11 protein-coding genes are annotated in these 14536 nt (G+C 72.6%); 10 read left to right on the top strand and 1 reads right to left on the bottom strand.

Annotated features, from left to right (window positions below; all coding sequences use genetic code 11):
- Nucleotides 1-245 precede the first annotated feature (245 nt).
- Entirely contained in the window at nucleotides 246-794 is a 549-nt protein-coding gene (locus ACFWIA_RS20970; protein ID WP_387007282.1) for a beta-class carbonic anhydrase, read from the bottom strand.
- Between the two features lie 576 nt (nucleotides 795-1370).
- On the opposite strand from ACFWIA_RS20970, the gene rsmH reads away from it, so the two are divergent.
- The 10 genes from rsmH (at nucleotide 1371) to ACFWIA_RS21020 (ending at nucleotide 14378) form a co-directional block, all read left to right on the top strand.
- On the top strand, nucleotides 1371-2315 hold the full coding sequence (rsmH, locus tag ACFWIA_RS20975; RefSeq protein ID WP_387007331.1) for a 16S rRNA (cytosine(1402)-N(4))-methyltransferase RsmH: 945 nt from the start codon (nucleotides 1371-1373) through the stop codon (nucleotides 2313-2315).
- A gap of 52 nt (nucleotides 2316-2367) precedes the next feature.
- Nucleotides 2368-2958 carry a hypothetical protein gene (locus ACFWIA_RS20980; protein ID WP_387007284.1) on the top strand — a complete coding sequence of 197 codons (591 nt, stop codon included), beginning with the start codon at nucleotides 2368-2370 and terminating at the stop codon, nucleotides 2956-2958.
- A 4-nt stretch (nucleotides 2959-2962) separates the two neighbouring features.
- Nucleotides 2963-5131, top strand: a complete 2169-nt coding sequence (locus ACFWIA_RS20985) for a peptidoglycan D,D-transpeptidase FtsI family protein (RefSeq protein WP_387007285.1) — start codon at nucleotides 2963-2965, stop codon at nucleotides 5129-5131.
- Nucleotides 5132-5339: 208 nt separating this feature from the next.
- Nucleotides 5340-7010 (top strand): UDP-N-acetylmuramoyl-L-alanyl-D-glutamate--2,6-diaminopimelate ligase, encoded by a 1671-nt coding sequence (locus ACFWIA_RS20990; protein WP_387007287.1) that lies wholly within the window; start codon nucleotides 5340-5342, stop codon nucleotides 7008-7010.
- A 4-nt stretch (nucleotides 7011-7014) separates the two neighbouring features.
- Nucleotides 7015-8451 (top strand): UDP-N-acetylmuramoyl-tripeptide--D-alanyl-D-alanine ligase, encoded by a 1437-nt coding sequence (gene murF, locus ACFWIA_RS20995; RefSeq protein ID WP_387007289.1) that lies wholly within the window; start codon nucleotides 7015-7017, stop codon nucleotides 8449-8451.
- Nucleotides 8448-9521 (top strand): phospho-N-acetylmuramoyl-pentapeptide-transferase, encoded by a 1074-nt coding sequence (gene mraY / locus ACFWIA_RS21000; RefSeq protein ID WP_387007291.1) that lies wholly within the window; start codon nucleotides 8448-8450, stop codon nucleotides 9519-9521. Before murF ends, mraY begins: the two co-directional genes overlap by 4 nt.
- A complete protein-coding gene (gene murD / locus ACFWIA_RS21005) occupies nucleotides 9503-10960 on the top strand; it encodes a UDP-N-acetylmuramoyl-L-alanine--D-glutamate ligase (protein WP_387007293.1) in 1458 nt (485 codons plus the stop codon). Before mraY ends, murD begins: the two co-directional genes overlap by 19 nt.
- 92 nt (nucleotides 10961-11052) lie before the next feature.
- A complete protein-coding gene (ftsW, locus tag ACFWIA_RS21010; RefSeq protein WP_387007333.1) occupies nucleotides 11053-12411 on the top strand; it encodes a putative lipid II flippase FtsW in 1359 nt (452 codons plus the stop codon).
- A gap of 6 nt (nucleotides 12412-12417) precedes the next feature.
- Nucleotides 12418-13512 carry an undecaprenyldiphospho-muramoylpentapeptide beta-N-acetylglucosaminyltransferase gene (gene murG / locus ACFWIA_RS21015; RefSeq protein ID WP_385485578.1) on the top strand — a complete coding sequence of 365 codons (1095 nt, stop codon included), beginning with the start codon at nucleotides 12418-12420 and terminating at the stop codon, nucleotides 13510-13512.
- A 44-nt stretch (nucleotides 13513-13556) separates the two neighbouring features.
- Nucleotides 13557-14378, top strand: a complete 822-nt coding sequence (locus ACFWIA_RS21020; protein ID WP_387007295.1) for a cell division protein FtsQ/DivIB — start codon at nucleotides 13557-13559, stop codon at nucleotides 14376-14378.
- Nucleotides 14379-14536 lie beyond the last annotated feature (158 nt).

Consider the following 14536-nt stretch of genomic DNA (forward strand, 5'->3'; position numbering starts at 1 on the left):
CACGCGTCAGGCGTTCGGCGCGGTGCTCGTACGCGCATTCTGACGTGTCCCGGCCGCCTCGTGTCACTCGGCGCAGGACGAGGCCCGCGTCGTATGCCCCGCTTGTGGTGCTCCGGTGCCTCAGCGTATGCCGTCCCGACGGGCGGCGTGGTCCGTGGCGGGCTCCCGGGCGGATCGTCCCGGTGGGGAGGGGAGTTCCGGCGGCCGGGTCGGATGCCGCGCCCGCGCGCGGCACCCGATCGCCGTTACGACGGGTCGATCTCGCGCAGCAGTCCGGTGCGCACGTCGAAGACGAATCCGCGCACGTGCCCGGTCTCCAGCAGGAACGGCGAGGTCCGCACCCGCTGCATGGACTGCCGGACGTCCTGGTCGACGTCCCGGAACGCCTCCACCGCCCAGGCGGGCCGCTGGCCGACCTCCATCTCCAGCTCGTGCCGGAACTCCTCGGTGAGGGTCTCCAGACCGCATCCGGTGTGGTGGATGAGGACGACGCTGCGGGTGCCGAGCGCCCGCTGGCTGATGGTGAGCGAGCGGATCACGTCATCGGTGACGACGCCGCCGGCGTTGCGGATGGTGTGGCAGTCGCCCAGCTCCAGGCCGAGCGCCGCGTGCAGGTCGAGCCGGGCGTCCATGCAGGCCACCACGGCGACCTTGAGGACGGGACGGGCGTCCATGCCCGGGTCGGTGAAGGCTGCTGCGTAGTCGGTGTTCGCCTCGATGAGCCGGTCGGTGACGGTGTGACCGGCACTTATGGCGGCTTCGGTGCCTGACGGGAGGGGTGCGGAAGTCGTCATGCCTCCGACCGTAGTGGGGACCGACCCGACGGGCAGGGCGTGGGAGTGGACAAAGAACGTCATTGCGCCTTGTTGTGAGGTAACCCACAGGTGTGCAGGTCACCCCGCCGAACGGGTGACGCACCCGCGGTCCCGGCCCGGCCGCGCACTCATCGAGTCTGTGTGCGAACGCCGCCCGCGACGCGCAGGCGCGTTGATTGACCGTGCGACAGGGTGGACTAAAGTGACGCGAAGCGGGAGGCCCCGAGCGCTCCCTGCTGGACTGTGGACATCCAGAGATCCGAACGATCTCCCCGCGCGCGCGACGCGCCCCGTACGGCTCGGCCCCCTCCCGCTCCGGACGGCCGCGCGCTCCCCGACGACGGGGCCCGCGCCGGCGGTCCCCTCTCCCCACCGGCGGGCGGCGGCCCGGCGGTGCGGGCGCCGCGCCCGGACCTGAGAGGGCACATGCAAGGGCGCGCAGGGGACACCCCCGGACCCGACGGCAGCACCGTCACCAGCAGCGGTGACGAAGGGGTCGACGGGGCTCCCGCGGCCGAGGGCACACCGCGGCCCCCCGGTACCCGGCACGTTCCCGTGATGCTGCGGCGCTGTCTGGACCTGCTGGCACCCGCCCTGCAACCCGCCACCGGCCCGGCGCCCGTGGTGGTCGACTGCACCCTCGGTCTCGGCGGCCACAGCGAGGCCCTCCTCACCGAGTTCCCCGCCGCCCGGCTGATCGCCCTGGACCGGGACCCGGAGGCCCTGCGCCTGTCCGGCGAGCGCCTGGCGCCCTTCGGTGACCGGGCGACCCTCGTGCACGCCGTGTACGACGAGCTGCCCGAGGTCCTCGCCCGTCTGCGGGTGCCCAAGGTCGCGGGCGTCCTGTTCGACCTGGGGGTCTCCTCCATGCAACTGGACGAGGCCGACCGGGGCTTCGCCTACGCCCAGGACGCGCCCCTGGACATGCGCATGGACCAGACGACCGGCATCGGCGCCGCCGAGGTCCTCAACACCTACCCACCGGGCGAACTGGTCCGACTGCTGCGCGCCTACGGCGAGGAGAAGCAGGCCAAGCGGATCGTCTCCGCCGTGGTGCGGGAGCGGGAGAAGGAACCGTTCACCCGCAGCGCCCGACTGGTCGAAGTGATCCGCGACGCCCTGCCGCAGGCCGCCAAGCGCACCGGCGGCAACCCCGCCAAACGCACCTTCCAGGCCCTGCGGATCGAGGTGAACGGCGAGCTGTCCGTCCTGGAGCGGGCCGTCCCCGCCGCGGTGGCCGCCCTCGCCGTCGGCGGCCGGATCGCCGTCCTGTCGTACCACTCGCTGGAGGACCGCCTGGTCAAACAGGTGCTCGCGGCGGGCGCGGCGAACACCGCGCCCCCCGGGCTGCCCGTGGTGCCGGAGCGGTACCAGCCGCGGCTGCGACTGCTGACCCGCGGCGCCGAACTCCCCACCGAGCAGGAGATCGCCGACAACCGCCGGGCCGCCCCCGCGCGGCTGCGCGGCGCCGAACGCATCCGCGAGGACGACGCCGGATGACCCGCGGGGCGAGCGGTCACGCGGTACCGGCGGTACGACCGGGGAGGGGCGCATGAGCAGACGACCGGCACTGCGCGGACGGGCCGCCCAACTCGCCGGGCTGCTGCCCGCCGGGCCCAGCCGGGCCGCCCGCACCCCCTTCGTCCTGCTGATGGTGCTGCTGCTCGGCGGCGGTCTGATCACCCTGCTGATGCTGAACTCGTCCCTCAACGAGGGGTCCTTCCGGCTGAGCGAACTGAAGCGGGAGACCACCGAGCTGACCGACGAGGAGCAGGCGCTCCAACGGGACGTCGACGCCTACTCCAAGCCCGGTGCGCTGCTGCGCCGCGCCCGGGACCTGGGCATGGTGCCCGGCGGCAACCCGGCCTTCCTGGAACCCGACGGAAGGGTGCGCGGGGTCCCCGGCGAGCCGGCGCCCACCGCGCTGAGCGCCCCCGGAACGCTCCCGGCCGCCTCGGGCACCCCGTCCCCGGGACCCTCGACCCCGGCCGCCCCCGCCGCGAGCGCGTCCACCGCCCCGACGGGGACCGCCACCTCGACTCCGTCCGCGACCGCCTCCCCGTCGGCCCCCTCGGCCTCGGCCGCGCCCCCTTCTCTTCCCGCATCCTCGCCCAGCCCCGAACCGACGACCTCCGGCAGGTGACACGGTGACCGACAGGGAACCTCCGCGACGCAGGGTCCCCGGCCCGTCCCGTCCGGACCGCCGACCCCGCCGCGACCCCGGTGAACGCCTCTCCCACGACCCCGACCGCCCGGCGCGCCCGGACCGCGGCCGGTCGGACGGTGCCGACCGGCACGCGCACGGCGAGGGCGACCGCCGGGGCGGCGAACGCATCCGCCGACCCGCCGCCCCGCGCCGCCCGGGCGGGTCCGAGCACGCCCGGACCGGTGAAGCAGAGCCCACCGCCGGCGTGCGCCCCCCGCGCCGCCCCCGCCCGTCCACGGGTTCCTCCGGCCCGCCCAAGGGGCCCCGGCAGGGCAAGACGCTGCGGCTGGGCAGCCCCCGGCCCCGGCTGCGGATGGTCAGCGTGGCGATGACCCTCGTCATGCTCGCCTTCGTGGTCCGGCTGCTCCAGGTCCAGGCCGTCGACGCGAGCGAGTACTCCGCGAAGGCCGAGGCCAACCGCTATCTGACCCGGGTGGTCGCCGCCGAGCGCGGCGCGATCACCGACCGCTCCGGGGTCGCCCTCGCGACCAGCGTCGCCGCGTACGACATCACCGCCGACCCGGTGATGTTCAGCCCGGAGGAGACCAAGACCGCGGACGCCGCCGAGCAGGCCGCCGCGCTCCTCGCCCCCATCCTCGGCCAGGACACCGGCGAACTGACCAAGAAGCTCAGGACGCCCAAGACCCGGTACGTGGTGCTGGCGCGTCGTCAGACCCCGCAGGTCTGGAACCAGATCAAGGACCTCAAGAGCACGCTCGCCGACAAGGCCCGTGCCGACAAGGCGGCCGGCGACAAGGACGCCGCGAACGTCCTCGGGGGCGTCTTCCAGGAGCCCACCAGCCAGCGCGTCTACCCCAACGGCGACCTCGCGGCCGGCCTCCTCGGCTTCGTCAACGCCCAGGGCAAGGGCGGCGGCGGCATGGAACAGCAACTCGACCGGCGACTCGCGGGCCGTGACGGCGAGGTCACCTACGCCCAGTCGGGCGGTCGCCAGGTTCCCACCGCGGGCGGCACCGAGACGCCGGCGGTCCCCGGCTCCGACGTCGAGCTGACCATCGACCGGGACATCCAGTGGGCGGCCCAGAACGCCATCGCCGAGCAGGTCAAGAAGTCCAAGGCCGACCGCGGCTACGTGATAGTCCAGGACACCCGCACGGGCGAGGTCCTGGCCATGGCCAACGCCCCCGGCTTCGACCCCGGCGACCTCTCCGCCGCCGGCTCCGCCTCCCTCGGCAACGCCGCGCTCCAGGACGCCTTCGAACCCGGCTCCACCGCCAAGGTCATGTCGATGGCGGCCGTCCTGGAGGAGAACGCGGCCACCCCGTCCACCAAGGTCACCGTCCCCAACCGGCTGCACCGCGGCGACCGGCTCTTCCAGGACGACGTCGACCACCCCACCTGGTACCTCACCCTGAACGGGGTCCTCGCCAAGTCCAGCAACATCGGCACCATCCTCGCCACCGGCCAACTCGGCAAGACGCAGCCCCAGGCGAACCGGGTCCTCCACTCGTACCTGCGCAAGTTCGGCATCGGCGGCCCGACCGGGCTCGGCTTCCCGGGCGAGACCCCCGGCATCCTCGCGGCCCCCGACAAGTGGTCGACCTCGCAGCAGTACACGATCCCCTTCGGCCAGGGCGTGTCCATCAACGCGATGCAGGCGGCCTCCGTCTACTCCACCATCGCCAACGGCGGGGTCCGCGTCGAACCGAGCCTCGTGCGCGGCCACCACGGCCCCGACGACCGGTTCACCCCCGCTCCGGAACCCGAGGAGACCCGGGTCGTCAGCGAGCGCACCGCGCGGACCCTCTCCCGGATGCTGGAGTCGGTGGTCGACGACGAGCAGGGCACCGGCGTCAAGGCCCGCATCCCCGGCTACCGCGTGGCGGGCAAGACCGGCACCGCCAACCGCGTCGACCCGGTCACCGGCAAGTACCGCGGCTACACCTCGTCGTTCGCCGGTTTCGCCCCGGCCGACCAACCCCGGGTCACCGTCTACTGCGCCATCCAGAACGCCACCAAGGGCAGCTACTTCGGTGGCCAGATCTGTGGCCCCGTCTACAAGGAAGTCATGCAGTTCGCCCTCAAGAGCCTCCAGGTGCCGCCGACCGGCACCCCGCCCGCGCGGCTCCCCGTCACGTTCACGCCCTGACCGCACGCGGTGGCCCTGACCGGCCCGCCGAGCGACCGCCGCACCACCCGAGAGCCACCAGGAACCGCCCGTGACCACGAACACCCCTCCGCCGCGGAACCGACCCGGAGTTCCCGCCCGGCGCCCCGCACCCACCGACGGACCGGCCGTGACCGTCGCGAACCGGCCATTTAGCCCCCAGTACGGTGTGCCGGGTACGCTCACCGCCGTGTCACACGCCGATCCGTCACACCTCACCCAGAAGGGCGCTTCCGTGAGCTACCCGGGGCCGCCGCGACCGGCCCATGTCCCTGAGACCACCCTCGCGGAGCTGGCCGATCAGCTGGGCCTGACGGCCCCCGCCCAGGGGAAGGTCACCGGCATCACCCACGACTCCCGCGCGGTGCGCCCCGGCGACCTGTACGCCGCGCTGCCCGGCGCCCGGCTCCACGGTGCCGACTTCGCCGACCAGGCCGCCGGGCTCGGCGCCACTGCCGTCCTGACCGACCCGTCAGGAGCCGACCGCGCCGCCGCCACCGGACTCCCGGTCCTCGTGGTCGACGATCCCCGCGCCCGGATGGGCGCCCTCGCGGCCACCGTCTACGGACACCCCGGCGAGGAACTGCTCCAGATCGGCATCACCGGCACCTCCGGCAAGACCACCACCGCGTACCTGGTGCAGGGCGGCCTGGACGCGGCGGTCGGCGGGGTCAGCGGGCTCATCGGCACCGTCGAGATGCGGATCGGCGACGAACGCGTCAAGTCCGAGCGCACCACCCCCGAGGCCACCGACCTCCAGGCGCTGTTCGCGGTGATGCGCGAACGCGGCGCCGAGGCGGTCGCGATGGAGGTTTCCAGCCATGCACTGGTCCTCGGCCGGGTCGACGGCTGCGTCTTCGACGTCGCCGTCTTCAACAACCTGAGCCCGGAGCACATGGAGTTCCACTCCGACATGGAGGACTACTTCCGGGCCAAGGCACAGCTGTTCACCCCGGACCGCAGCAAACAGGGCGTCGTCAACTACGACGACGCGTACGGCCGTCGACTGGTCGCCGAGGCGACCGTCCCGGTCGTCACCTTCTCCGCGGAGGGCCACCCCGACGCCGACTGGCGCGCCGAGGACGTGGAGATCGGCCCCCTCGGCTCCACCTTCACCGTGCGGGGCCCGGCGGGGGAGCGGCTCAGCGCCCGCGCCCCGCTGCCCGGCCCGTTCAACGTCGCCAACACCCTCGCCGCGATCGTCACCCTGGCCACCGCCGGCCTCGACGCGCACGCCGTCGCCGAGGGCATCGCGGCCGTCCCCGGGGTCCCCGGCCGGCTGGAGCGCGTCGACGTCGGCCAGCCCTACCTGGCGGTCGTCGACTACGCCCACAAGACCGATGCCGTCGAATCGGTGCTGCGCGCCCTGCGCAAGGTCACCGAGGGACGGCTGCACATCGTGCTCGGCTGCGGCGGCGACCGCGACACCACCAAGCGCCGCCCGATGGGCGCCGCCGCCGCCCGGCTCGCCGACACCGCCCTGCTGACCTCCGACAACCCCCGCTCCGAGGACCCCCTCGCGATCCTCGCGGCCATGCTCGCGGGCGCCGCCGAGGTGCCCGCCCACGAACGCGGCGAGGTCCGGGTCTTCGAGGACCGGGCCGCCGCGATCACCGCGGCCGTCGCGCTCGCCGGCCCGGGCGACACCGTGCTCGTCGCGGGCAAGGGCCACGAACAGGGCCAGGACATCGGCGGGGTGGTCCGACCCTTCGACGACCGGCACGTGCTGCGTGACGCCATCGAGTCCTCCCGTGCCGCCCGGCGCGCCCTCGCCGCCGCCGACGGCCCCGCCCCCGCAGCCGCCGCTGCCGACGCCGGCGGTGCGCAAGCCGGCGAAGCGGCCCAGCAGACCCAGGGATGAACACGTGATCGCCCTCTCCCTCGCCGAGATCGCCTCCGTAGTCGGCGGGCAACCCCACGACATACCGGACCCCTCGGTACGCGTCACCGGACCCGTCGTCCGTGACTCCCGCGAGGTGGTCCCCGGCAGCCTCTTCGTCGCCTTCGCCGGGGAACGCGTCGACGGCCACGACTTCGCCGCCCACGTGGTCGCCGCGGGCGCGGTGGCGGTGCTGGCCGCCCGGCCCGTCGGCGTCCCCGCGATCGTCGTGGACGACGTCCAGAGCGCCCTGGGCGCCCTGGCCCGGGCCGTCGTGGAACGCCTCGGCGCCACCCTGGTCGCCCTCACCGGCTCGGCGGGCAAGACCAGCACCAAGGACCTCCTCGCCCAGGTGCTCCAGCGCCACGGGCCGACGGTCTGGACGCCGGGCTCGCTCAACAACGAGATCGGGCTGCCGCTCACCGCCCTCAGCGCCACCGACGACACGCGTTACCTGGTCCTGGAGATGGGGGCGCGCGGAATCGGCCACATCCAGTACCTCACCGAACTGACCCCACCGCGCATCGGGCTCGTCCTCAACGTCGGGAGCGCCCACATCGGCGAGTTCGGCGGCCGGGAGCAGATCGCCCGGGCGAAGGGCGAACTCGTGGAGGCCCTGCCGGCCGCCGCCGAGGGCGGAGTCGCGATCCTCAACGCCGACGATCCGCTCGTCCGCGCGATGGCCACCCGCACCAAGGCCCGGGTCGTGCTCTTCGGGGAATCCGGCGAAGCGGACGTACGCGCCGAGAACGTCCGGCTCACAGCGTCCGGACAGCCTTGCTTCAGCCTTCACACACCCTCCGGGTGCGAAGACGTGACCTTGCGCCTGTACGGTGAGCACCACGTGTCGAACGCGCTTGCCGCGGCGGCCGTCGCCCATGAGCTGGGCATGCCCGTGGATGAGGTCGCACGCGCGCTCTCCGGAGCGGGCACCCTCTCCCGCTGGCGGATGGAGGTCACCGAGCGCCCCGACGGCGTGACGGTGGTCAACGACGCCTACAACGCGAACCCCGAGTCCATGAGGGCCGCCCTGCGCGCGCTTGCCGCGATGGGAGGCGGCTCCCGGGACCGAGGGGGCCGCACGTGGGCGGTGCTCGGTGCGATGGCCGAGCTCGGTGACGAGGCGCTCGCCGAGCACGACGCGATCGGACGGCTAGCCGTCCGGCTCAACGTGAGCAAGCTCGTGGCAGTCGGGGGCAGGGAAGCGGCCTGGCTGCGCATGGGCGCCTATAACGAGGGTTCGTGGGGTGAGGAGTCGGTGCACGTGTCCGACGCACAGGCGGCGATCGACCTATTGCGCGGTGAACTGCGGCCGGGGGACGTAGTCCTCGTCAAGGCATCCCGGGCGATCGGCTTGGAGCGGGTGGCCCTGGGGCTGCTGGAAGGGGACGCGAGCGGCGAGGGTGAGGTCGCCGCCCGATGATGAATCAGATCCTCTTCGCCGGTGTCATCGGTTTGTTCCTGACGCTGGTGGGCACGCCGCTGCTGATCAAGCTGCTGGCCCGCAAGGGCTACGGCCAGTACATCCGCGACGACGGCCCGCGCGAGCACCACAGCAAGCGCGGTACGCCGACCATGGGCGGCATCGCCTTCATCCTGGCGACGCTCATCGCGTACTTCCTGAGCAAGCTCATCACCGGGGCCCCGGTCACGGTCTCCGGACTCCTGGTCCTCGGCCTGATGGCCGGAATGGGCCTGGTCGGCTTCCTCGACGACTACATCAAGATCGTCAAGCGCCGTTCGCTGGGCCTGCGGGCCAAGGCGAAGATGGCCGGACAGCTCATCGTCGGCATCGCCTTCGCGCTCCTGGCCTTGCAGTTCAAAGACCAGCGCGGACTCGCCCCGGCCTCCACCAAGCTCTCCTTCGTCATGGACTTCGGCTGGACCATCGGCCCCGTCCTGTTCGTGGTGTGGGCGCTGTTCATGATCCTCGCCATGTCCAACGGCGTGAACCTCACCGACGGACTCGACGGCCTGGCCACCGGTGCCTCGGTGATGGTCTTCGGCGCCTACACCTTCATCGGCGTCTGGCAGTACCAGGAGTCCTGTGCCGACGCGAACAAGCTGACCAACCCGGGCGCCTGTTTCGAGGTCCGGGACCCGCTGGACCTCGCGGTGGTCGCCGCCGCCCTGATGGGCGCCTGCTTCGGCTTCCTGTGGTGGAACACCTCGCCGGCCAAGATCTTCATGGGCGACACCGGTTCGCTGGCACTCGGCGGTGCCCTCGCGGGCCTCGCCATCTGCTCCCGCACCGAGCTGCTGCTCGCGCTGCTCGGCGGCCTCTTCGTCCTCATCACCATGTCGGTCGTCATCCAGGTCGGCAGCTTCCGACTTACCGGGAAGCGCGTCTTCCGGATGGCACCGCTCCAACACCACTTCGAACTCAAGGGCTGGTCCGAAGTCCTGGTCGTGGTCCGCTTCTGGATCATCCAGGGCATGTGCGTGATCGTCGGACTCGGCCTCTTCTACGCCGGATGGGCAGCGGACAAGTGACCTTCGAGGGCACCCGACCCGCGGATTCCTTCGCGGGGCAGCACATCACCGTCGCCGGCCTCGGCGTGAGCGGCCTCAGCGCCGCCCGCGCCCTGGCCGGCTGCGGTGCGCACGTCACCGTCGTCGACGGCGGTGACGACGACACCCGCCGGCAGACGGCGGCCGTCCTCGCCGAGGAGGGCATCGCGGTCCGCCTCGGCGACGCCGACTCCCTGCCCGACGGGACCGGCCTGGTGGTCACCTCGCCCGGCTGGAAGCCCTCCTCGCCGCTGTTCGCCGCGGCGGGCGTCGACGTGATCGGCGACGTCGAGGTCGCCTGGCGGCTGCGCGGCCCCGACGCGGCACCCTGGCTCGCGGTCACCGGCACCAACGGCAAGACCACGACGACCCGGATGCTCGGCTCCATCCTGCGCGCCGCCGGACTGCGCACCGCCGAGGTCGGCAACATCGGCACCCCGATCGTCGACGTGGTCCTCGGCCAGGAACGCGGCGACGGCGCGACCCACGACGTGCTCGCCGTCGAACTCTCCAGCTACCAGCTGCACTGGGCGCCCTCGGTGCGCGCCCACTCGGCCGCCGTCCTCAACCTCGCCCCCGACCACCTGGACTGGCACGGCTCCATGGCCGCGTACGCCCGGGACAAGGGGCGCGTCTACGAGGGCAACCGGGTCGCCTGCGTCTACAACACCGCCGACCGGGCCACCGAGGACCTGGTGCGCGAGGCCGACGTCGAGGAGGGCTGCCGGGCCGTCGGCTTCACGCTCGGCCCGCCCGGCCCCTCCCAACTCGGGGTCGTCGACGGCATCCTCGTGGACCGCGCGTTCGTGGCGGACCGGCAGCGGCAGGCCCAGGAGCTCGCCGAGGTCGCGGACGTGAACCCGCCGGCCCCGCACAACATCGCCAACGCGCTCGCCGCCGCGGCGCTCGCCCGGGCCTTCGGCGTGCCCGCCGCAGCGGTACGGGACGGGCTGCGCGCCTTCCGCCCGGACGCCCACCGGATCTCGCACGTCGCCGACGTGGACTCGGTCGCCTACGTGGACGACTCCAAGGCCACCAACACGCACGCCGCCGAGGCCTCGCTCGCCGCCTACGAGCCGGTGGTGTGGATCGCGGGCGGGCTCGCCAAGGGGGCGTCCTTCGACGAACTCGTCGCCTCCGCCGCCAAGCGGCTGCGGGGCGTGGTCCTGCTGGGTGCCGATCGCGCGCTGATCGGAGAAGCCCTCGCGCGACACGCGCCCGAGGTGCCCGTGGTCGACGTGGACCGGACCGACACTGGGGCGATGTCCGCGGTGGTCGGGGCCGCCCGGGGGCTGGCGCGCGCGGGGGACACCGTCCTCCTGGCCCCGGCCTGTGCCTCCATGGACATGTTCACCAACTACAACGAGCGCGGGGACGCGTTCGCGGCGGCGGTCCGCGAACTCGACTCCGACGGCGCCTGAGCCGGTCACGTGGACGCGCGGGGCGCCCGTAGGCCTGGGAGGGTTCGCGTGAGTGCGTCGTGGCCGGAGCGTGGCGGTCGGAGTTGCGCGTGGTGAGCGGCAGCGGGCGGGCCGCGGCGGCCACCCGGCGGGAGCCGGCGCCCGCGGTGCCCGTCACGGGGCGGCGCGAGTCGTCGTTGAGGCGCCTTCGCGGCCGGGCCCGACGGGCCTGGGACCGCCCGTTGACCGCCTATTATCTGATTCTCGGCAGTAGCTTCCTCATCACCCTGTTGGGGTTGGTGATGGTCTACTCGGCGTCCATCATCCGGGCGTTGCAGCTCTCCCTGCCCGGGTCGTACTTCTTCCGCAAGCAGTTGCTGGCCGCCGCGCTCGGCGCGATCCTGCTGCTGGTCGCCTCCCGCATGCCCATCAAGCTGCACCGGGCGCTCGCCTATCCGATGCTCGCCGGTGCGGTCACCCTGATGGTGCTCGTCCAGGTGCCGGGGATAGGGGTCGCGGTCAACGGCAACCAGAACTGGATCGAGTTCGGCATCTTCCAGCTCCAGCCGAGCGAGTTCGGCAAGCTGGCCCTCGTGCTGTGGGGCGCCGACCTCCTCGCCCGCAAACAGGACAAACGACTGCTGAACCAGTGGAAGCACATGCTCGTGCCCCTGGTCCCGGTCGCGTTCATGGTGCTGGGCCTGATCATGCTCGGCGGGGACATGGGGACGGCGATCATCCTGACCGCCATCCTGTTCGGACTGCTGTGGCTCGCGGGAGCGCCCACCCGGCTGTTCGCCGGAGTCCTCGCGGTCGCCCTGGTGGTCGGCGCGGTCCTCATCAGGACCAGCCCCAACCGGATGTCCCGCCTCCAGTGCATCGGCGCCTCGGAACTGGGCGGCCCCACCGACCCCTGCTGGCAGGCCGTCCACGGAATCTACGCACTGGCGTCCGGCGGACTCTTTGGTTCCGGACTCGGTGCCAGTGTGGAAAAATGGGGTCAACTCCCGGAAGCCCACACTGACTTCATCTTCGCGATTGCCGGTGAAGAACTGGGTCTCGCGGGCACTCTGTCCGTGCTGGGGCTCTTCGCGGCTCTAGGCTATGCGGGTATCCGCGTGGCCGGACGCACGGAGGACCCCTTCGTGAGGTACGCCGCGGGTGGCGTGACCACCTGGATCATGGCCCAGGCCGTGATCAACATGGGTGCGGTGCTCGGCCTGCTGCCGATCGCCGGTGTCCCGCTCCCGCTGTTCTCATACGGGGGGTCGGCCCTGCTGCCGACCATGTTCGCCGTCGGCCTGCTGATCGCCTTCGCGAGGGACGAACCCGCGGCCCGGGCGGCACTCGCCCGGCAACGGGCCCACGGCCGCAAGCGGACCGCGGGAAGGGGCTCCGGGACGGACCGGGCGTCCCGGAGTTGGAACACGATGCGACGGCGCGTCAGGACGCGCCCGTCCGGAGAGCGGTGAATTTCGGTGCATGTCGTACTCGCCGGCGGAGGTACCGCCGGACACATCGAGCCCGCGCTCGCCCTGGCGGACGCCCTGCGTAGGCACGATCCGACCGTGGGGATCACGGCGCTGGGCACCGAGCGCGGCCTGGAGACCCGGTTGGTCCCCGAGCGGGGCTACGAACTGGCACTGATCCCCGCCGTGCCCCTGCCCCGCAAGCCGACCCCGGAGCTGATCACCGTTCCCGGCCGGCTGCGCGGCACCATCAAGGCGGCGGAGCAGATCCTCGAACGCACCCGGGCGGACGCCGTGGTCGGTTTCGGCGGCTACGTCGCCCTGCCCGGCTACCTGGCAGCCAAGCGCCGCGGCGTGCCCATCGTGATCCACGAGGCCAACGCCCGCCCCGGCCTCGCCAACAAGATCGGCTCCCGGTACGCGGCCCAGGTCGCGGTCTCCACCCCGGACAACAAGCTGCGCGGCGCCCGCTACATCGGCATCCCGCTGCGCCGCTCGATCGCCACCCTCGACCGGGCGGCCGTCCGGCCCGAGGCGCGGGCCGCCTTCGGGCTCGACCCGAACCTGCCGACGCTCCTGGTCTCGGGCGGCTCCCAGGGCGCCCGCCGCCTCAACGAGGTGGTCCAGCAGGCCGCGCCGTACCTCCAGCAGGCCGGCATCCAGATCCTGCACGCGGTCGGCCCCAAGAACGAACTGCCGCACATCGACAACATGCCCGGGATGCCGCCCTACATCCCGGTACCGTACGTGGACCGGATGGACCTCGCGTACGCCGCGGCCGACATGATGCTCTGCCGCGCGGGCGCGATGACCGTCGCCGAACTGTCCGCCGTCGGACTGCCGGCCGCCTACGTCCCGCTGCCCATCGGCAACGGGGAACAGCGGCTCAACGCCCAGCCGGTGGTCAAGGCGGGCGGTGGACTGCTCGTCGACGACGCCGAGCTGACGCCGCAGTGGGTGCAGGGCAACGTCCTGCCGGTGCTGGCGGACCCGCACCGGCTGTACCAGATGTCCCGTGCCGCGTCGGAGTTCGGCCGCCGGGACGCCGACGACCTGCTCGTCGGCATGGTGTACGAAGCGATCGCGTCACGCGCCAGGGCGTGACCCCAGTGCGGTGCGCGCCCAGCGCGTGACGGAAGGCAGGGAACGTGGCCGGACCGACGACCGCGGACGGTGAGCGGGACCCGGGCTCCGGCCCGCCCGGTCCCCCCGGGGAGCCGGGCCGGTTCGCCGCCCTGGCGTCCCGGTTGGCCGGCCGTCTGCCCCGGGCCCGTACCCGCACGCTGGTACTGTCCGCGGCGGCCCTGGCCGTCCTCGTCGCCGGGGGGATCTGGACCCTGTACGGGTCCCCGTGGCTGAGGGTCGGCAAGGTGAACGTCTCCGGAACCGGCGTCCTCGGTCCGGACGAGGTGCGGGAGGCCGCCGGAATCCGGCTCGGCACCCCGTTGATTTCCGTCGACACGGACCGGATCGCGGATCGACTCGCCAGCGAGTTGCCCCGAATCGATGAGATTGACGTCATTCGTTCCTGGCCGCGGGGAATCCGACTGGAAGTCACCGAGCGGAAACCGGTCCTGATTGTGGAAAAGGGCGGAAAGTTCATCGAAGTGGACGGGGAAGCGGTGCGGTTCGCGACCGTCGCCCGGGCTCCCGCGGGTGTCCCCGTCCTGGAATTGACGCCCCGTCGGACCCCCGGGCCCCAGCGCTTCGCCACCGGGGAACTCACCCGTGCCGCCGTCGAGGTCATGTCCGCCGTCCCGGCCCGGGTGGCCCGGCAGACGCGTACCCTCAAGGTCCGTAGTTATGACTCGATCACGCTGGAGTTGGCCGGTGGTCGTACGGTCGACTGGGGCAGCGTCGAGAAGGGCGAGGCGAAGGGCGTCACCCTCACCGCGTTGATGAAAGCGGCTCCCAAGGCCAGGCACTTCGACGTCAGTGTTCCCACCGCCCCGGCGTCAGCGGCGAGTTGACGCACATTTGCCCAGGCCAGCACCCTGAGTGGGCAGCGCTACGGCTGATCACATAGGGTGAAAAGAAAAACGGGAGGTTCGGCGTGTTCGTTGAACGCGCGCCACTTGTCGACTTAGTGTCCTGTTCGGAAGAGTCCAGGGAACAGGCACACTGGTAA

This window comes from Streptomyces sp. NPDC127068 (genome assembly GCF_042724695.1).
In the GTDB taxonomy this organism is placed as follows: Bacteria; Actinomycetota; Actinomycetes; order Streptomycetales; family Streptomycetaceae; genus Streptomyces.

Excerpts from the sequence above, each read along its gene's own strand:
- ACFWIA_RS20970 (WP_387007282.1), bottom strand. The coding sequence starts at position 794 with ATGACGACTTCCGCACCCCTCCCGTCAGGCACCGAAGCCGCCATAAGT.
- ACFWIA_RS20980 (WP_387007284.1), top strand. The coding sequence starts at position 2,368 with ATGAGCAGACGACCGGCACTGCGCGGACGGGCCGCCCAACTCGCCGGG.
- mraY (WP_387007291.1), top strand. The coding sequence starts at position 8,448 with ATGATGAATCAGATCCTCTTCGCCGGTGTCATCGGTTTGTTCCTGACG.
- murD (WP_387007293.1), top strand. The coding sequence starts at position 9,503 with ATGGGCAGCGGACAAGTGACCTTCGAGGGCACCCGACCCGCGGATTCC.